This window comes from Streptomyces sp. NPDC029956, assembly GCF_055574655.1.
In genome coordinates this window covers 128,883-146,245 of sequence record NZ_JBVHZJ010000002.1, presented here as the reverse complement: position 1 = coordinate 146,245, position 17,363 = coordinate 128,883, and the positions used below count along the sequence as shown (strand labels likewise).

Genomic DNA, 17,363 nt, shown 5'->3' with positions numbered 1-17,363 from the left:
TCTTGAATGAGGACATGACAGAGCAGCGGGGTGGGAAGGGTGCCGGGGCGGTCCTCGGCACGGCGACGGTGGCGACCGGACTGGTCGCGGGGGTGTGGTTCGCGTATGTGTGCTCGGTGATGCCGGCGCTGGCACGCAGCGACGACCGGGTCTATGTCGAAGTGATGCGGAACATCAACGAGGTGATCCAGAACCCGGTCTTCTTCACCCCGTTCTTCGGGTCGACGATCCTCGCGGCGGTGGCGGCCTGGCAGCACCGCGCCACCCGGGCGCGGATCTGGACGCTCGCCGCGCTGGTCCTCTCCGTGGCGGTCTTCCTGGTCACCTCGGCGGTGAACGTCCCCCTCAACGACGCGCTCGCCGCGGCCAAGGACCCCGCGGCCGCCCGTGCGGCCTTCGAGGCGCCCTGGGTGGCGTGGAACCTGGTCCGCGCCCTCCTGACCACGGTGGGCTTCGCCTGCCTGCTCCGGGCCCTTGCCGTACGGTCCCGGCCCCCGCGCTAGAGGCGAACTCCGGTTGCCTGCCGTCCCGTCGGTTGTGCGTGCGTGCCTTGCCGCACAGCCGACGGAGAGAGCTATAGTGCTAGGCAACTAGATAAATGGAGGAACCGGTGATTGAGTTCCATCTGAACAGCCGGTCCGGCCTGCCCCCGTACCAGCAGCTGGTCCAGCAGGTGCGGCACGCCCTGCGTCTGGGCCTGCTGGAGGAGGGTGACCGGCTCCCGACGGTCAAGGACGTCGCCAAGCAGATGGCGGTCAACCCGAACACGGTGCTCAAGGCGTACCGGGAGCTGGAGCACGACGGCCTGGTGGCCGCCCGTCCCGGCGTCGGGACGTTCGTGACGCGGACGCTGGCCGACGGCACGCTCGCCGCGCACGGACCGCTGCGCAAGGACCTGCAGCGCTGGCTGACCAAGGCCCGCCTGGCCGGGCTCGACGACGAGAGCATCGAGGCGCTGTTCACGAACACGTTCCGGCACGCCGCCGGGGAGGGCGTGGCATGAGCACTGTCCTGCGAGCCCAGGACCTGGGCAAGAGGTACCGGCAGCGCTGGGCGCTGCGGAACTGCGACCTGGACGTCCCCGCCGGCCGGGTGGTGGGCCTCGTCGGCCCCAACGGCGCCGGCAAGTCGACCCTGCTGAAGTTGTCCTCCGGCATGCTGACCCCGACGGCCGGCACCATCGAGGTGTGCGGCGGCCGCCCCGCCGCGGGCGTGGAACAGCTGGCCAAGGTCGGCTTCGTCGCCCAGGACACCCCGGTCTACGTCGCGCTGAGCGTCGCCGACCACCTCGACCTCGGCAAGCGCCTCAACCCGAACTGGGACGACGCCGTGGCCCGCGACCGGATCCGTCGCCTCGGTCTGGACCCCGGGCAGCGGGCGGGCAAGCTGTCCGGCGGCCAGCGTGCGCAGCTCGCTCTCACCCTGGGCATCGCCAAGCGCCCCGAACTGCTCATCCTGGACGAGCCGGTCGCGGCCCTGGACCCGCTCGCCCGCAGGGAGTTCATGCAGGACCTGATGGAGGCCGTCGCCGAGCAGGAGCTGAGCGTCGTGCTCTCCTCCCACCTGGTCTCCGACGTGGAGCGGACCTGCGACTACGTCATCGTCCTGGTCGACTCCCAGGTGCAACTGGCCGGAGACCTCGACGACCTGGTCGCCTGCCACCACCGGCTCACCGGACCGCGCCGGGACCCGGACACCCTCCCGTCCGGTGTCCACGTCATCACCGCCAGCCACACCGACCGGCAGACCACCCTCCTGGTGCGCGCCGACACCGCGGTCCACGATCCGTCCTGGACCGTCGGCCCGGTCGGTCTGGAAGACATCGTCCTGGCCTACATGACCCGGCCCGCCGATGCGGTACGGGACACCCGGCCCACACTGGAGGTGATCCGATGATCTGGCTGACCTGGCGCCAGTTCCGTACCCAGGCCGCCGTGATGTTCGCCGCCGTGGCCGTCCTCGCCGCCACGCTCGCGGCCACCGGCCCGCAGCTGGCCGACCTCTACCGGACCGCCGGCAGCAGCCTGGTGGACCAGATCTCGAGTGCGGACCAGACCCTCTACTACACCGGACTGCTGGTCGTGCTCGCCGTGCCGGCGGTCATCGGGATGTTCTGGGGCGCGCCACTGATCGCCCGTGAACTGGAGACCGGTACCCACTACCTCGCATGGAACCAGGGCGTCACCCGCACCCGCTGGCTGGCGGCCAAGCTGGGCCTCGGCGCGGCGGCCTCCATGACCGCCGCCGGGCTGGCCGCACTCGCGGTGAGCTGGTGGAGCAGCCCCATCGACCGGGCCGTCGACGGCGGCGGCGCCACGGACACGTACTTCCCGCGGCTCGACCCCGTCGCCTTCGCCGCACGGGGTGTCGTCCCCATGGCCCACGCCGCCTTCGCCTTCGCCCTGGGCGTCGCCCTCGGCCTCGTCATCCGTCGCACCCTGTCCGCGATGGCCACCACGTTCGCCCTCTACACCGCCGTCCAGATCGTCGTACCGACATGGATCAGGCCCCACCTGGCCGCCGCGGACCGGACCGTCGTGCCCATCGAGCCGGGCGGCGCCCCCATCAGCATCCAGGACGGCGCCGAGCAGATCGTCGCGCATCTCGAAGAAGTGCCCGGGTCCTGGGTCATCTCCCAACAGACCCTGAACGCCGCCGGCCGGCCGGCCCCCGTACCGTCGTCGTTCGCCGACTGCCTGCGCACCGAGTCGGGCCCGCCCGCCCTGCAGCAGGTCGAAGGCTGCTTCGCCGACCTCCACGCCCTGGGCTACAGCCAGCAGGTGACGTACCAGCCCGCGGGGAACTTCTGGACCCTCCAGTGGGCCGAGACCGGGCTCTACCTCGGTCTCGCCCTGGCCCTGAGCGGGTTCTGCGCCTGGTGGATCCACCGCCGAGTGACCTGACGGACGCGCGTTTCCCAAGGGAGAAACCGTGAGGGGCGGCCGGGTTCCGGCCGCCCCTCACGGTTGCTCCCGCAGGGGCAGGCCGAGGCCCGCGCCGAGCCCCCGGACAGCGAGACGGAACGGAACCCCGGTCCGGTCCCGGACCCGGACCGGAGCCCTAGTCCCCGGACCCGGCCACGTGTGGGCGGACGAACTCCGCGCCACGGTCCCGCAGCAGCTCGTGCAGGGCCGCGAAGACCTCCGCGGAGCGCCGGCCCGGCCAGTCGTCGGGCAGGAGCTCGGCCGGGAGCACCGGGTCCGCGTACGGCAGGCGGCGCCAGGAGTCCAGGGCGAGCAGATAGTCCCGGTAGGCCTTCTCGGCGCTTCCCGGGGCCTCGGCGCCTTCCGGGCCCTCCGTGCCCGCCGCGCGGGTCCCGCGCCAGGCCCGCAGCACCGGTTCATGGGCCGCCAGGAACTCCTCGTGGAGCCGGGCGATGGCGGGCAGGTCCCACCAGCGGGCCACCGCCTCGGCCGTGGCCGCGTACCCCAGGTGATCGCCCCGGAAGAGGTCCACGTACGAGGAGAGCTCCAGGCGCTCCAGGGCGTTCCGGGTCTCCTCGTACAGCCGCGCGGGGGCGATCCAGACGCCGGGCGCCGCCGTGCCGAAGCCCAGGCGGGCGAGCCGGGAGCGCAGCAGGTGCCGCTTGTGCCGCTCGGCCTCGGGCACCGAGAAGACGGCCAGGACCCAGCCCTCGGAGAGCTTGGGTTCGGTACGGGCGTAGATCCGGCGGTCGCCGTCGTCCAGGAGCCTGCGGGCGTCGTCCGAGAGGGCGTATCCGGCGGCCCCGTCGGCCGTCCGGCCCGGCAGCAGCAGTCCGCGCCGCTTCAGTCGCGACACCGAGGAACGCACCGAGGGCGCGTCCACCCCGAGGACCGCGAGCAGCCGGATGAGCGCGGCCACCGGCATCGGCGACCCGTCGGGCGCACGGCCGTACGCGCCGTAGAGGGAGACGATCAGGGATCGGGGGGTGTGCTGCTCGGCCACGTGATCACTGTAGAGGGTGGTTCGCCGGTCCGGCCGGGTCGGGCGGGGCCGGGCGGGGGAGCCGTGCCGGGGGAGTCCCGGCGGGGCGACCGGTGCCGGGACGGCCGGCACCGGCATAGGGGCGACCGTCACGCCGAGTCGCGCAGCCGGAAGCGCTGGAGCTTTCCCGTGGGGGTGCGCGGCAGCGCGTCCAGGAAGACGATCTCGCGGGGCGACTTGTAGGGGGCGAGCCGGGCGCGGACGAAGGACCGCAGCGCGGCGGCGGTGCTCGCGTCGCGCGGCACCCCGTCCCGTATCACCGTGTAGGCGACGACGACCTGCCCGCGCAGCTCGTCGGGGCGGCCCACGACCGCCGTCTCCACCACGTCGGGGTGGTCGAGGAGCACCTCCTCGACCTGGGGTCCCGCGATGTTGTACCCGGCCGAGATGATCATGTCGTCGGCGCGGGAGACGTAGCGGAAGTAGCCGTCGGGCTCGCGGACGTACGTGTCGCCCGTGACGTTCCAGCCCTCCCGTACGTACTCCGTCTGGCGCGGATCGGCCAGATAGCGGCAGCCGACCGGGCCGCGTACCGCGAGCAGCCCCTCCTCGCCGTCCGGGACGTCCTTGCCCTCGTGGTCGACGACCCTGGCCTGCCAGCCGGGGACGGGGCGGCCCGTGGTGCCGGGGCGTATGTCGCCGTCGGCGGCCGCGATGAAGATGTGCAGGAGTTCGGTGGCGCCGATGCCGTTGATCAGGCGGAGGCCGGTGCGTGCGTACCAGGCCTTCCAGGTGGCCTCCGGCAGGTTCTCCCCGGCCGAGACACAGCGGCGCAGGGAGCTCAGATCGGGGGCCGTGCCCTGGATGAGCTCGTCCAGCATGACCCGGTAGGCCGTCGGGGCGGTGAAGAGAACCGAGATCCGGTGCCGCTCGATCGCGGCGAGCAGCTGCTTGGGTCCGGCCTGTTCGAGGAGGACCGCGCTCGCCCCGGCCCGCAGGGGGAAGACGACGAGCCCGCCGAGGCCGAACGTGAAGGCGAGCGGCGGAGAACCGGCGAAGACGTCGTCGGGCAGCGGGCGCAGGACGTGCGCGGAGAAGGTGTCGGCGACGGCCAGGACGTCCCGGTGGAAGTGGACGCAGCCCTTGGGCCGCCCGGTCGTGCCGGAGGTGAAGGCGATGAGGGCCACGTCGTCGGCGGCCGTCTCCACCGCCGTGTACGGGCCGGGGCGGCGGGCCGCGAGGGTGAGCAGGTCGTCCGGGCCGTCCCCGCCGAAGGGGGTGACGCGGAGCCCCGGTATCCGGGCCGCGAGGAGCTCGTCGAGGCTGTGGACGTCGCAGAGGGCGTGGGTGCAGCGGGCCGCGTCGGCCATGGTGGCCAGCTCGGGGGCGCGCTGCTGGGCGAGGACGGTGACGGCGACCGCGCCGGCCTTCATCACGGCGAGCCAGCAGGCGGCGAGCCAGGGGGTGGTGGGGCCGCGCAGGAGGACCCGGTTGCCGGGCCGGACCCGCAGGTCGGAGGTGAGGACATGGGCGATGCGGTCGACCCGGTCCTGGAGCTCTCCGTAGGTCCAGACGCCGCCGTCGCCGTCGTGGAAGGCGGGCCGGTCGGCGCCGAACCGTTCGGTGGTGCGGTCGAGGAGTTCGGTGCCGCAGTTGAGCCGGTCGGGGTACGCCAGCTCGGGGAGGTCGAAGACGAGACGCGGCCACCGGTCGGGCGGAGGCAGCCGGTCACGGGCGAAGCTGTCGAGGTGGGCCGAGGGTGTCAGCTCCATGAGTCCGTCCCCCTGTCGTGGTGGGGTCGCCCGTCGCTCCACGAGCGTATCGTGTTGGTGACGGCAGTCAACGGTTCGCGACAAGGGTGCTTCCGAGCGCCCCGACGAAGGCACCGGACGGCGCGCGGACGCCGGACGGCGCAGGGACGCCCGCACCGGGTGGCACAGGCACCCCGCCCGGTGCGGGGACGAAGACGCCCGAGGGCGTCAGAGAGGGCCCACATGCCCGCATTCTCGCTCGATCCGGCACAGACCACCTGGTGTGCGGAACTCCGCACCCTCGCCGCCGAACGACTGAAGCCCCTCGCCGACAAGGGCGAACCAGGCAGGGTCAACCGGCCCCTCGTGGCCGCACTCGGCGAGCTCGGCCTCCTCGCCCGGCTCTTCGACGCGGGCGCCCTCGAACTCTGCCTCCTGCGCGAATCCCTCGCCCGGACCTGCACCGAGGCCGAGACCGCCCTCGCCCTCCAGGGCCTCGGCACCCACCCCGTCGCCGCCTTCGGCACCCCCGCGCAGCGCGCCCGCTGGCTCCCCGAGGCCACCGCGGGACGCGCCGTCGCCGCCTTCGCGCTCTCCGAGCCCGGCGCCGGCTCCGACGCCGCCGCGCTGGCCCTGGAGGCCCGCCCCGACGGAGCCGGCGGCTGGCGCCTGCACGGCGAGAAGCGCTGGATCTCCAACGCCCCCGAGGCCGACTTCGCCACCGTCTTCGCCCGCACCACCCCGGACGCCGGCGCCCGAGGAGTCACCGCCTTCCTCGTCCCCGCCGACCGGCCCGGACTCGGCGGCGAGGCCCTCGACATGCTCGCCCCGCACGCCCTCGGCACCCTCACCTTCGACGGCGTCCCCGTCGGCCCCGACGACCTGCTCGGCGAACCCGACCGGGGCTTCCGGGTCGCCATGAACACCCTCAACCTCTTCCGCCCCAGCGTCGGGGCCTTCGCCGTCGGCATGGCCCAGGCCGCCCTGGACGCGGCCCTCGCCCACACCGCCGACCGTCCCGCCTTCGGCGGACACCTCGCCGACCTCCAGTCCGTCGCACACCGGATCGCCGAGATGGCCACCCGTACCGAGGCCGCCCGCCTCCTCGTCTACGCGGCGGCCACCGCGTACGACGACGGCGACCCGGACGTGCCCCGGCGCTCCGCCATGGCGAAGCTCCTCGCCACCGAGACCGCGCAGTACGTCGTCGACTCCGCCGTCCAACTCCACGGCGCCCGCGCCCTCCAGCGCGGCCACCTCCTCGAACACCTCTACCGCGAGGTCAGGGCACCCCGTATCTACGAGGGGGCGACCGAGGTCCAGCGCACGATCATCGCCAAGGAGCTGTACGCGTCCCACCGACGGTCCCACTCCCGCCAGGAGGAGCCGACCCCATGAGCCTGCACCGGCACAACCCCGCCGAACTCGCCCCGCCCACCGGCTTCTCCCACGCCGTCACCGCCACCGGCACCCGGCTGGTCTTCCTCGCCGGACAGACCGCACTCGACAGCGGGGGCGCCGTCGTGGGGAACACCCTGGCCGAGCAGTTCACCACCGCACTCGCCAATCTGCTCACCGCCCTGCGCCACGCCGGCGGCACCCCTGCAGACCTCGCCCGCGTCACCGTCTACACCACCGACGTCGAGGACTACCGCACGCACGCACCCGAACTCGGCCGGATCTGGCGACGGTTGGCGGGCCGCGACTACCCGGCGATGGCCGTGATCGGCGTCGTACGGCTCTGGGACGAGCAGGCCCTGGTGGAGCTGGACGGCTTCGCGGTCCTGGACGAACCCGCCCACACTTGATCAATTGGTCACCCACGTGGGCCGGGCTTAATGTCGAAAGGTGGACTGACCGGCCCACGGACCCGTCAGGTGAGGGCGCGATGCGCCATGAACTGCCATGAGTAGAACCCCCGAGCCGAAGACTCCGACGGCGACCGCCCCCCGCAAGGGCGGGAAGGACGGCAAGGGCATCGCCCTGTTCGTGATCGCCTCGTGTCAGCTGATGGTGGTCCTCGACATCACCATCGTGAACATCGCGCTCCCACACATCCAGACCGCGCTGGACTTCTCCACCACCAGCCTGTCCTGGGTCGTCAACGCCTACACCCTGACCTTCGGCGGTCTGCTCCTCCTGGGCGGACGCGCCGGTGACATCCTGGGCCGGCGGCGCGTGTTCATCTTCGGCGTCCTGCTCTTCGGACTTGCCTCACTGTTCTGCGGACTCGCACAGAGCGAGTGGCAACTCCTCGCGGCCCGCGCCCTCCAGGGCGTCGGCGGCGCGATAGCCTCCCCGACCTCGCTCTCCCTCATCACCACGACGTTCGACGAAGGCCCGGAGCGCAACCGGGCCTTCGGCGTCTTCGCGGGCGTCTCGGCGGGCGGCGGCGCGATCGGCCTGGTCGCGGGCGGCATGCTCGTCCAATGGCTCGACTGGCGCTGGATCTTCTTCGTGAACGTGCCGATCGCGCTGCTGATCGCCTTCCTCACCCCGCGCCACGTCAAGGAGTCCGAGCGGCACCCCGGCCACTTCGACCTCGCCGGCGCCCTCACCTCCACGCTCGGCATGGTGGCCCTGGTGTACGGCTTCATCCGCGCCGCCCAGGAGGGCTGGAGCGACCCGTACACGATCGGCTCGTTCGTCGCGGCGGTCGTCCTCCTGGCCATGTTCATCCTGATCGAGCGGCGCTCCCAGCAACCCATCACGCCCCTGCACATGTTCGCCGACCGCAACCGCTCGGGCACCTACGTCATCATGCTCTGTCTGGCGGCGGCCATCTTCGGGATGTTCTTCTTCCTCACCCTGTTCGTCCAACAGGTGCTGGGCTTCAGCCCCCTGGCGACCGGGCTCGCGTTCCTGCCGGTCAGCGCGATCATCGGGGTCGGCGCCGGCCTCACGTCCAACCTGCTGCCCCGGTACGGCCCGAAACCCTTCATGGTGGTGGGGTCGGTGCTCGCCGCGGCAGGCCTGTCATGGCTGACCCTGACCAACATCGACTCCACCTATCTCGGCAGCATCCTCGGACCGATCCTCGTCTTCGGCCTCGGCATGGGCCTGATGTTCGTGTCCCTCACCATCATGGCGCTGTCGAACGTCGAACCCCAGGAGTCGGGCGCCGCGTCCGGCCTGCTCAACGCCATGCAGCAGGTGGGAGGTTCGCTGGGCCTGTCGATCCTGGTGACGGTCTTCGGCACGGCCAGCCGCAACGAGGCGGACACCCAGGTCCCCGCCTTCCTCTCCCAGGCCACACCGCTGGAGAAGGCCGAGTTCGCCAGAACGGGCCAACTCCCCGCCCCCTGGGGCGACCAGGTGCTGACCTCCGGCGTCTCCGCGGGCTTCGTCACGGCGGCGATCTTCGCCGTGGTCGGCGCGCTGGTGGCCCTCTTCGTGATCCAGGTCCGCCAGTCGGACATCGACCGCCTCAAGGGCGGGGTGGGCCCGGGCGTGGGCGGCTGATCCCTCCTGGGCCGCACCTCCCTCCTCACCCGCCTGGCGCCCCCCCCGTACACCGACGCGAGCGCCCCGAACGCCTCCTGACACCCCACGGGAAAGGCCCCCTCGCTCCTGAGGAGCGAGGGGGCCTTCGGGCTCCGGTGCCTAGATGTCCCGGAAGATCTCGATCTGCGCACCGACCGAGTTGAGGCGCTCAGCGAGCTCCTCGTAACCCCGGTTGATCACGTACACGTTCCGGAGGACCGACGTGCCCTCGGCCGCCATCATCGCGAGGAGGACGACCACCGCCGGGCGCAGGGCCGGCGGGCACATCATCTCGGCGGCGCGCCAGCGGGTGGGGCCCTCCACCAGGACGCGGTGGGGGTCGAGGAGCTGGAGGCGCCCGCCGAGGCGGTTGAGGTCCGTGAGGTAGATGGCCCGGTTGTCGTAGACCCAGTCGTGGATCAGCGTCTTGCCCTGGGCCGTGGCCGCGATGGCCGCGAAGAAGGGGACGTTGTCGATGTTCAGGCCCGGGAACGGCATCGGGTGGATCTTGTCGATCGGCGCCTCCAGCTTGGAGGGGCGGACCGTGAGGTCGACCAGGCGCGTCCGGCCGTTGTCCGCCGGGTACTCGGCCGAGCGGTCGTGGTCGAGGCCCATCTCCTCCAGGACCGCGAGCTCGATCTCCATGAACTCGATCGGGACCCGGCGGATGGTCAGTTCGGATTCCGTGACGACCGCCGCGGCCAGCAGGCTCATCGCCTCGACCGGGTCCTCGGAGGGGGAGTAGTCGACGTCCACGTCGATCTGCGGCACGCCGTGCACGGTGAGGGTGGTGGTGCCGATGCCGTCCACCCGTACGCCCAGGGCCTCCAGGAAGAAGCACAGGTCCTGGACCATGTAGTTGGAGGAGGCGTTGCGGATGACGGTGACGCCGTCGTGGCGGGCGGCCGCGAGCAGGGCGTTCTCGGTCACGGTGTCGCCGCGCTCGGTCAGCACGATCGGGCGGTCGGGGGAGACGGAGCGCTCGACCTGGGCGTGGTAGATGCCCTCGGTCGCGGTGATGTCGAGGCCGAAGCGGCGCAGCGCGATCATGTGCGGCTCGATCGTGCGCGTACCGAGGTCGCAGCCGCCGGCGTACGGCAGCTTGAAGCGGTCCATGCGGTGCAGCAGCGGGCCGAGGAACATGATGATCGAGCGGGTGCGGATCGCGGCCTCGGCGTCGATCGAGTCCATGTCCAGCTCGGCCGGCGGCACGATCTCCAGGTCGACGCCGTCGTTCACCCAGCGGGTGCGCACGCCGATGGAGTTGAGGACCTCCAGGAGCCGGAAGACCTCCTCGATCCGGGCGACCCGGCGCAGGACCGTGCGGCCCTTGTTGAGGAGGGAGGCGCAGAGCAGCGCGACACAGGCGTTCTTGCTCGTCTTGACGTCGATGGCGCCCGAGAGGCGGCGGCGGCCGACGACCCTGAGGTGCATCGGTCCGGCGTAACCCAGGGACACGATCTCGCTGTCGAGGGCTTCGCCGATCCGGGCGATCATCTCAAGGCTGATGTTCTGGTTGCCGCGCTCGATCCGGTTGACGGCGCTCTGGCTCGTGGCCAGTGCTTCGGCGAGCTGCGTCTGTGTCCAGCCGCGGTGCTGACGGGCGTCACGGATGAGCTTGCCGATGCGTACGAGGTAGTCGTCTGCCATGGCGTCACGTTATCTCAGATATGAGATGGTGCCTGTCGTTGGGGTGGGCCATCAGAGTGACAGGCTGTGCGCGGTCGGGTGACGCGGCTCGTACAGGGGGAGTTCGGTCCCGCTCGGCAGCCGTACGGCGGCGAGCAGGCCCCAGCCCTGGTCGGTGATGGCGCGTGAGATCTCCGCGCCCCGGTCCTCGAGGTCCTTCAGGGTCGCGGCGAGGTCGTCGCACATGAGGTAGAGCTCGTGCTTCGGCTCCTCCGTCGTCGGGTGGACGGCGACCTCGGCGGGCGGCAGTTTGAAGATGAGCCAGCCGCGCCCGGCGTCCACGTGCGGGAAGCCGGCGACGTCCTTGAGGAAGGCCCGGTCGGCCTCCGCGTCCCGCGTGTAGAGAATCACATGCGCGCCACTGAACATGTCCCGATCGTCGGCCGCCCGCACGGCCGCGGCAATTCGTCCGCGGCCGTACGGGCGGGTGGGTGCGAGGGAGCGGGGGCTCAGTGTGCCGAGCAGCCGCACGCCCGGTGCCGGCCGCCGTGCACCGCCGCGTACGTCGAGGGGCGCGGCGCGGACGCCGCGCGGGCCAGCCCCGCGGTGGCCGTACGGCCCGAGGCCGACTCCGCGTCGTGGACCACGCGGCCCCCGACGAGGGTGAGCCGCACCGTGGTGTCACTGATGTCCGCGACCGGACATTCCATTACATCTCGGTCGAGAAGCAGCAGATCGGCGGCCCGCCCCTCCCGGATCGTCCCGGTCTCCCCGTCCATCCGCAGCTGCCAGGCCGTGCCGTACGTGTGCATCCGCAGCGTCGAGGCACGGCTCAGGCCCTCCAGCTCGCGGTGGAGCGGGCCCTCGCCGTGCGCCCCCTGCCGGTCGATCGCGGTCCGGATCTGGTTCCACACCTGGAGCGCGTCCACCGGCCAGTCCGAACCGCCCGAGAGCACTGCGCCGTGACGTTCCAGCGAACGCGCCGGGTACATCCACCGGTGCCGCTCGGGCCCGATGTACGGCAGGAGCGCCTCCATCGTCCAGGTGTCCGCGGACGCCCACTGCAGCTGCATGCAGGCCGCCACGCCCAGTTGGGCGAAGCGCCGCAGGTCGGCCGGGTCCACCAGCTGGAGATGGGCGACGGCGTTGCGCGGATCGCGCAGTCCGGTGGCGCGGCGGGCGTACGCGTATCCGTCGAGCGCCGTCCGTACGGCCCGGTCGCCCAGGCCGTGGGCGTGCATCTGCCAGCCGGCCCGGTTGAAGACGGCCGAAAGTCGTCCGTAGTCCTGGGCCGAGACGTACAGTTCGCCCCGGTTGGTGGTGGTTCGCCCCTCGCCGTCCAGATACGGCTCGAGGAGCGCCGCCGTCTGCGCCGGGTACTCGATCACCCCGTCGAGGAACACCTTGATCATTCCGAAGCGCAGCCCCCGCACCTCGCCGAACTCGCGGCGCAGCCCCCGGGCGTACGCGAGCGCCGCCGCCGGGTCCTTCGCCTGGTCCGGGTCGAGCCGGATCGCCGGGACGATCCGCTGCGGCAGCTTCCCGGCCGCGGCGAGCGCCCGGTACGTGTGCAGCTCACCGCGCCCGACCAGGGCGTCCATCATCGTGGTGACCCCCGAGGCCGCCGCCTGGGCGAGCACCCGCGCGCAGGCCGCGACCAGCTCGGCCTCGCTCGGCTCCGGGATGTGCCGGGTCACCAGCGGCTGCGCGTCGTCCTTGAGGACGCCGGTCGGCCTGCCGTCCGCGCCCTTCACGATCTTCCCGCCCGCCGGGTCCGGCGTGGCGGCCGTGATGCCGGCGATCTCCAGGGCACGGCCGTTGACCCAGACGTTGTGGCCGTCGCCGCCGACCAGGGCGACCGGACGGCGGGTGGGCAGGGCGTCGAGCAGCGAGTGGTGGGGGAGGGAGCCCTGCGGCAGCAGGCCGACCGGATTCCAGTCCTCCACCACGAGCCAGCCGTCCGGCTCCTGCCCCGGGCTGTCCTTCAGGAAGCCGGTCAGGATCGCGAGCAGCTCCTCCCGCGTCGTCTCCGCCCCTTCGAGGGAGGGCCGCAGCGAGCGGCTGCCCGCGCCCAGGGGGTGGACGTGGCCGTCGTGGATGCCGCTCATCACGGTCCCGCCGCGCGCGTCGACGACCTCGGTGTCCCGGCCGACGAGACGGCGCAGCTCGTTGCCCCGCCCGGTCGCCAGGATCCGGCCGTCGCGGCCGACGGCCACGGCCTCGACGCGACGGCCGCCGGACCGGCCGGTGAACACCCGGGCGTTGTGCACGACCAGCGCGGCCGACCGGGGGCGCGAGCCCGCGGCCGCGGGGCTCCCGGCGACCCCGACGAGACCCGCCGCGCCGGCGGCGGCGAGAACGGTGCGCCGGCTCAGGGAAGAAGTCATGACCACTCCAAACATTGGCTGTGGCCGGACGCTCGCTGATTAACGTCGTAACCAGTACCCTCCGCGGACCGCGAAATCCGTACGATGGCGCGCATGTCAGGGCCCACCCTCACCGACATCGCCCGCGCCGCGGAGGTGTCCACCGCCACCGTGTCCCACGCCCTCAACGGCACGGGCCGGCTCGGTGAGTCCACCCGGCGCCGGGTCCGCGAGGTGGCGGCGGCCCTCGGCTACGGCTCGCGCCGGACGCCCCTCACCCGGACCGGGACGCTCGGCCTCGCCGTCACCACCTACGCGGGCGCGCCCTGGAACTACCTCGAGGTCCCCTACTTCTCCCGCCTGCTGACCGCCGCCGCCGCCACCGCGCACGCCCTCGGCTACGCGCTGACGGTCCTGCCCGCGGCGCGCGGCGGCGAGACCCTGTGGCACACCCTGTCCGTCGACGGCATGCTCCTGCTCGACAGTCCCGAGGACGACCGGGTGCTGCGCGCCCTGCGGGCCCGGGGCATCCCCGTGGTCTTCGACGGCCGTCCCACCGACCCGCACCCCGGCGACGTCTGGGTCGACAACGACCACGCCACGACCACCCGCGAGGTCCTCGACCATCTGGCCGCCGCCGGTGCGCGCCGGATCGCCCTGCACGCCGGGTACGGCCGCGAGTACTACACGGGCGCCGTGACCCGGGCGTACGAGGAGTGGTGCCGGGAGCGCGGCCGGGAGCCGTCGGTGATCGCCTTCGACCCGGCGGACGCGCCCGGCCACGCTTTCGACCGGGCGTTCTCCGACCGGTCCTGCGACGCCGTCCACTCCCTCTACGACCCGGGCGGCCGGCAGGTCCTCGCGGCGGCGGCCCGCCACGGGCTGCGGATCCCCGACGACCTGCTCCTCGTCTGCGCCAGCGAGGATCCGGCGTACGCCGAGACCGACCCGCCGGTGACCACGGTGACGCTGCGGCCCGAGACCATCGCGGAGACGGCGATCACGACGCTGGTGTCCCGGCTCGACCCCGCCCGGCCGGCCCCCGCGCCGGGCGGCCTGACGGTCCCGGCCCGGCTGTGCCCGCGCGCGTCGGCCCGCCGGGGGAGCGGGTGAGGGCCGCGGCCCTCACCCGATACCGCCCGCCGCGCCTCCGGGTTCGCCCGCGGCATCTCCCGATTCGCCCGCCGCGTTCGGGGGTCGCCCTCGGGCGGTCGTCAGGATGGCGGCCGTCACAGGCATGCCGGGCATGACCGAGCAGCGGGGATGCACTAGAGTTATCTCGACATCGAGATAACTGCTTACGGCGCACCGCGGCCGCCCACCCGGTAAGGGTTACCTAACCAAGCCTTACCTTAGCGGATCGGCGAGGGAGTCGTGGCGCGCACCACGCGGCGGAGCCGCATATTGTCGCGGCGCGGTAGTACGCGCACATTGATGAAGGAGACTGTCGTGTCGGCGAACAGCTTCGACGCCCGCAGCACGCTGCGCGTGGGCGACGAGTCGTACGAGATCTTCAAGCTGGACAAGGTCGAGGGCTCCGCGCGCCTCCCTTACAGCCTGAAGGTCCTCCTGGAGAACCTGCTCCGCACCGAGGACGGCGCGAACATCACCGCCGACCACATCCGGGCCCTGGGTAGCTGGGACTCGCAGGCCCAGCCGAGCCAGGAGATCCAGTTCACGCCGGCCCGCGTGATCATGCAGGACTTCACCGGCGTTCCCTGTGTCGTCGACCTCGCCACCATGCGTGAGGCCGTCGCGGCGCTCGGCGGCGACCCGGCGAAGATCAACCCGCTCTCCCCGGCCGAGATGGTCATCGACCACTCCGTCATCGCCGACAAGTTCGGCACGAACTCCGCCTTCGCGGAGAACGTCGAGCTGGAGTACGGCCGCAACAAGGAGCGCTACCAGTTCCTGCGCTGGGGCCAGACCGCCTTCGACGACTTCAAGGTCGTCCCCCCGGGCACCGGCATCGTCCACCAGGTGAACATCGAGCACCTGGCCCGTACGGTCATGGTCCGCAACGGCCAGGCGTACCCCGACACCCTCGTCGGCACCGACTCCCACACCACCATGGTCAACGGCCTCGGTGTGCTCGGCTGGGGCGTCGGCGGCATCGAGGCCGAGGCCGCGATGCTCGGCCAGCCGGTCTCCATGCTCATCCCGCGCGTCGTCGGCTTCAAGCTGACCGGCGAGCTCCCGGCCGGCACCACCGCCACCGACCTGGTCCTCACGATCACCGAGATGCTGCGCAAGCACGGCGTCGTCGGCAAGTTCGTCGAGTTCTACGGTGAGGGCGTCGCCGCCACCTCCCTCGCGAACCGCGCCACCATCGGCAACATGTCGCCGGAGTTCGGTTCCACCGCCGCCGTCTTCCCGATCGACGGCGAGACCCTGAACTACCTCAAGCTGACCGGCCGCTCCGCGCAGCAGGTCGCGCTCGTCGAGGCGTACGCCAAGGAGCAGGGCCTCTGGCTCGACCCGGCCGCCGAGCCCGACTTCTCCGAGAAGCTGGAGCTCGACCTCTCCACGGTCGTCCCCTCCATCGCCGGCCCGAAGCGCCCGCAGGACCGCATCGTCCTCGCGAACGCCGCCGCGCAGTTCGCCCAGGACGTCCGCAACTACGTGGACGAGGTGGACGAGGCGGGCAAGGAGTCCTTCCCGGCCTCCGACGCCCCGGCGAACCACCCCAACGGCGCCCCGTCGAAGCCGGTCACCGTCACGGCCCCCGACGGCTCGACCTACGAGATCGACCACGGCGCCGTCACCGTCGCCGCGATCACCTCCTGCACCAACACGTCGAACCCGTACGTGATGGTCGCCGCCGCGCTCGTCGCGAAGAAGGCCACCGAGAAGGGCCTGACCCGCAAGCCGTGGGTCAAGACCACCCTCGCCCCGGGCTCGAAGGTCGTCACCGACTACTTCGACAAGGCGGGTCTCACCCCGTACCTCGACAAGGTCGGCTTCAACCTCGTCGGCTACGGCTGCACCACCTGCATCGGCAACTCCGGCCCGCTGCCGGAGGAGGTCTCCAAGGCCGTCAACGAGCACGACCTCGCCGTGACCTCGGTGCTCTCGGGCAACCGTAACTTCGAGGGTCGTATCAACCCCGACGTCAAGATGAACTACCTGGCCTCCCCGCCGCTGGTCGTCGCGTACGCCCTCGCGGGTTCCATGAAGGTGGACATCACCAAGGACGCCCTCGGCGTCGACCAGGACGGCAAGCCCGTCTACCTGGCCGACATCTGGCCGACGGAGGCCGAGGTCAACGACGTCGTCGCCAACGCCATCGGCGAGGACATGTTCAACAAGTCCTACCAGGACGTCTTCGCGGGCGACGCCCAGTGGCAGGCGCTGTCGATCCCGACCGGCAACACCTTCGAGTGGGACACCGAGTCCACCTACGTCCGGAAGCCCCCGTACTTCGAGGGCATGACGATGGAGACCACCCCGGTCACCGACATCGTCGACGCCCGTGTCCTGGCCAAGCTGGGCGACTCGGTCACCACCGACCACATCTCCCCGGCCGGTGCCATCAAGGCCGACACCCCGGCCGGCAAGTACCTCACCGAGCACGGTGTGGAGCGTCGTGACTTCAACTCCTACGGCTCGCGCCGTGGCAACCACGAGGTCATGATCCGCGGCACCTTCGCCAACATCCGCCTGCGCAACCAGATCGCGCCGGGCACCGAGGGCGGCTTCACCCGCGACTTCACCGTCGAGGGCGCGCCGGTGTCGTTCATCTACGACGCCTCGCAGAACTACCAGGCCGCCGGCACCCCGCTGGTCATCCTGGGCGGCAAGGAGTACGGCTCCGGCTCGTCCCGCGACTGGGCCGCCAAGGGCACCGCGCTCCTCGGCGTCAAGGCCGTCATCACCGAGTCGTACGAGCGCATCCACCGCTCGAACCTCATCGGCATGGGCGTCCTGCCGCTCCAGTTCCCGGCCGGCCAGTCGGCCGACTCGCTCGGCCTGACCGGCGAGGAGACCTTCTCCATCGCGGGCGTCACGGAGCTGAACGAGGGCACCACGCCGAGCACGGTCAAGGTCACCACCGACACCGGTGTCGAGTTCGACGCGGTCGTCCGCATCGACACCCCCGGTGAGGCGGACTACTACCGCAACGGCGGCATCATGCAGTACGTGCTCCGCAACCTGATCCGCGGCTGACACCAGCGCCGGATCCGGTAACGGGAAGGGCCCCGCTCCTCGGAAGAGGAGCGGGGCCCTT

14 protein-coding genes are annotated in these 17,363 nt (G+C 71.9%); 9 read left to right on the top strand and 5 right to left on the bottom strand.

Annotated features, from left to right (window positions below):
* Positions 1-14: 14 nt before the first annotated feature.
* The 4 genes from ACZ4XX_RS01890 (at position 15) to ACZ4XX_RS01875 (ending at position 2,903) form a co-directional block, all read left to right on the top strand.
* Positions 15-503, top strand: a complete 489-nt coding sequence (locus tag ACZ4XX_RS01890) for an anthrone oxygenase family protein (protein ID WP_468506047.1) — start codon at positions 15-17, stop codon at positions 501-503.
* 95 nt (positions 504-598) lie between these two features.
* Positions 599-1,003: a GntR family transcriptional regulator gene (locus ACZ4XX_RS01885; protein ID WP_468506046.1), complete on the top strand. Its 405-nt coding sequence runs from the start codon at positions 599-601 to the stop codon at positions 1,001-1,003.
* A complete protein-coding gene (locus tag ACZ4XX_RS01880; protein ID WP_468506045.1) occupies positions 1,000-1,896 on the top strand; it encodes an ABC transporter ATP-binding protein in 897 nt (298 codons plus the stop codon). The genes ACZ4XX_RS01885 and ACZ4XX_RS01880 overlap by 4 nt, the downstream gene beginning before the upstream one ends.
* Entirely contained in the window at positions 1,893-2,903 is a 1,011-nt protein-coding gene (locus ACZ4XX_RS01875) for an ABC transporter permease subunit (protein WP_468506044.1), read from the top strand. Before ACZ4XX_RS01880 ends, ACZ4XX_RS01875 begins: the two co-directional genes overlap by 4 nt.
* A gap of 157 nt (positions 2,904-3,060) precedes the next feature.
* On the opposite strand, the gene ACZ4XX_RS01870 is transcribed toward ACZ4XX_RS01875, so the two are convergent.
* Both ACZ4XX_RS01870 and ACZ4XX_RS01865 read right to left on the bottom strand, forming a co-directional pair.
* Positions 3,061-3,927, bottom strand: a complete 867-nt coding sequence (locus ACZ4XX_RS01870) for a PaaX family transcriptional regulator (RefSeq protein ID WP_468506043.1) — start codon at positions 3,925-3,927, stop codon at positions 3,061-3,063.
* A 128-nt stretch (positions 3,928-4,055) separates the two neighbouring features.
* On the bottom strand, positions 4,056-5,678 hold the full coding sequence (locus ACZ4XX_RS01865) for an AMP-binding protein (protein WP_468506042.1): 1,623 nt from the start codon (positions 5,676-5,678) through the stop codon (positions 4,056-4,058).
* A 222-nt stretch (positions 5,679-5,900) separates the two neighbouring features.
* Between ACZ4XX_RS01865 and ACZ4XX_RS01860 the strand changes: the two genes are divergently transcribed.
* The 3 genes from ACZ4XX_RS01860 (at position 5,901) to ACZ4XX_RS01850 (ending at position 9,119) form a co-directional block, all read left to right on the top strand.
* Positions 5,901-7,055 (top strand): acyl-CoA dehydrogenase family protein, encoded by a 1,155-nt coding sequence (locus tag ACZ4XX_RS01860; RefSeq protein WP_468506041.1) that lies wholly within the window; start codon positions 5,901-5,903, stop codon positions 7,053-7,055.
* On the top strand, positions 7,052-7,465 hold the full coding sequence (locus ACZ4XX_RS01855) for a RidA family protein (RefSeq protein ID WP_468506040.1): 414 nt from the start codon (positions 7,052-7,054) through the stop codon (positions 7,463-7,465). Before ACZ4XX_RS01860 ends, ACZ4XX_RS01855 begins: the two co-directional genes overlap by 4 nt.
* 97 nt (positions 7,466-7,562) lie before the next feature.
* A complete protein-coding gene (locus tag ACZ4XX_RS01850) occupies positions 7,563-9,119 on the top strand; it encodes an MFS transporter (RefSeq protein ID WP_468506039.1) in 1,557 nt (518 codons plus the stop codon).
* Between the two features lie 141 nt (positions 9,120-9,260).
* Here ACZ4XX_RS01850 and ACZ4XX_RS01845 read toward each other — a convergent pair whose 3' ends face one another.
* The 3 genes from ACZ4XX_RS01845 to ACZ4XX_RS01835 all read right to left on the bottom strand — a co-directional run bounded on the left by ACZ4XX_RS01845 (position 9,261) and on the right by ACZ4XX_RS01835 (position 13,156).
* A complete protein-coding gene (locus tag ACZ4XX_RS01845) occupies positions 9,261-10,790 on the bottom strand; it encodes a helix-turn-helix domain-containing protein (RefSeq protein WP_468506038.1) in 1,530 nt (509 codons plus the stop codon).
* Positions 10,791-10,841: 51 nt separating this feature from the next.
* Positions 10,842-11,198, bottom strand: coding sequence for a VOC family protein (locus tag ACZ4XX_RS01840; protein WP_229313036.1), 357 nt, complete (start codon positions 11,196-11,198; stop codon positions 10,842-10,844).
* An 80-nt stretch (positions 11,199-11,278) separates the two neighbouring features.
* Positions 11,279-13,156, bottom strand: a complete 1,878-nt coding sequence (locus tag ACZ4XX_RS01835; protein WP_468506037.1) for an amidohydrolase — start codon at positions 13,154-13,156, stop codon at positions 11,279-11,281.
* Between the two features lie 93 nt (positions 13,157-13,249).
* Here ACZ4XX_RS01835 and ACZ4XX_RS01830 point away from each other — a divergent pair, with 93 nt between their 5' ends.
* On the top strand, positions 13,250-14,248 hold the full coding sequence (locus tag ACZ4XX_RS01830; RefSeq protein ID WP_468506036.1) for a LacI family DNA-binding transcriptional regulator: 999 nt from the start codon (positions 13,250-13,252) through the stop codon (positions 14,246-14,248).
* Positions 14,249-14,584: 336 nt separating this feature from the next.
* Positions 14,585-17,302 (top strand): aconitate hydratase AcnA, encoded by a 2,718-nt coding sequence (gene acnA / locus ACZ4XX_RS01825; protein ID WP_468506035.1) that lies wholly within the window; start codon positions 14,585-14,587, stop codon positions 17,300-17,302.
* Positions 17,303-17,363: the final 61 nt, after the last annotated feature.

Excerpts from the sequence above, each read along its gene's own strand:
- ACZ4XX_RS01890 (WP_468506047.1), top strand. The coding sequence starts at position 15 with ATGACAGAGCAGCGGGGTGGGAAGGGTGCCGGGGCGGTCCTCGGCACG.
- ACZ4XX_RS01885 (WP_468506046.1), top strand. The coding sequence starts at position 599 with ATGGAGGAACCGGTGATTGAGTTCCATCTGAACAGCCGGTCCGGCCTG.
- ACZ4XX_RS01880 (WP_468506045.1), top strand. The coding sequence starts at position 1,000 with ATGAGCACTGTCCTGCGAGCCCAGGACCTGGGCAAGAGGTACCGGCAG.
- ACZ4XX_RS01875 (WP_468506044.1), top strand. The coding sequence starts at position 1,893 with ATGATCTGGCTGACCTGGCGCCAGTTCCGTACCCAGGCCGCCGTGATG.
- ACZ4XX_RS01865 (WP_468506042.1), bottom strand. The coding sequence starts at position 5,678 with ATGGAGCTGACACCCTCGGCCCACCTCGACAGCTTCGCCCGTGACCGG.
- ACZ4XX_RS01860 (WP_468506041.1), top strand. The coding sequence starts at position 5,901 with ATGCCCGCATTCTCGCTCGATCCGGCACAGACCACCTGGTGTGCGGAA.
- ACZ4XX_RS01855 (WP_468506040.1), top strand. The coding sequence starts at position 7,052 with ATGAGCCTGCACCGGCACAACCCCGCCGAACTCGCCCCGCCCACCGGC.
- ACZ4XX_RS01850 (WP_468506039.1), top strand. The coding sequence starts at position 7,563 with ATGAGTAGAACCCCCGAGCCGAAGACTCCGACGGCGACCGCCCCCCGC.
- ACZ4XX_RS01845 (WP_468506038.1), bottom strand. The coding sequence starts at position 10,790 with ATGGCAGACGACTACCTCGTACGCATCGGCAAGCTCATCCGTGACGCC.
- ACZ4XX_RS01840 (WP_229313036.1), bottom strand. The coding sequence starts at position 11,198 with ATGTTCAGTGGCGCGCATGTGATTCTCTACACGCGGGACGCGGAGGCC.
- ACZ4XX_RS01835 (WP_468506037.1), bottom strand. The coding sequence starts at position 13,156 with ATGACTTCTTCCCTGAGCCGGCGCACCGTTCTCGCCGCCGCCGGCGCG.
- ACZ4XX_RS01830 (WP_468506036.1), top strand. The coding sequence starts at position 13,250 with ATGTCAGGGCCCACCCTCACCGACATCGCCCGCGCCGCGGAGGTGTCC.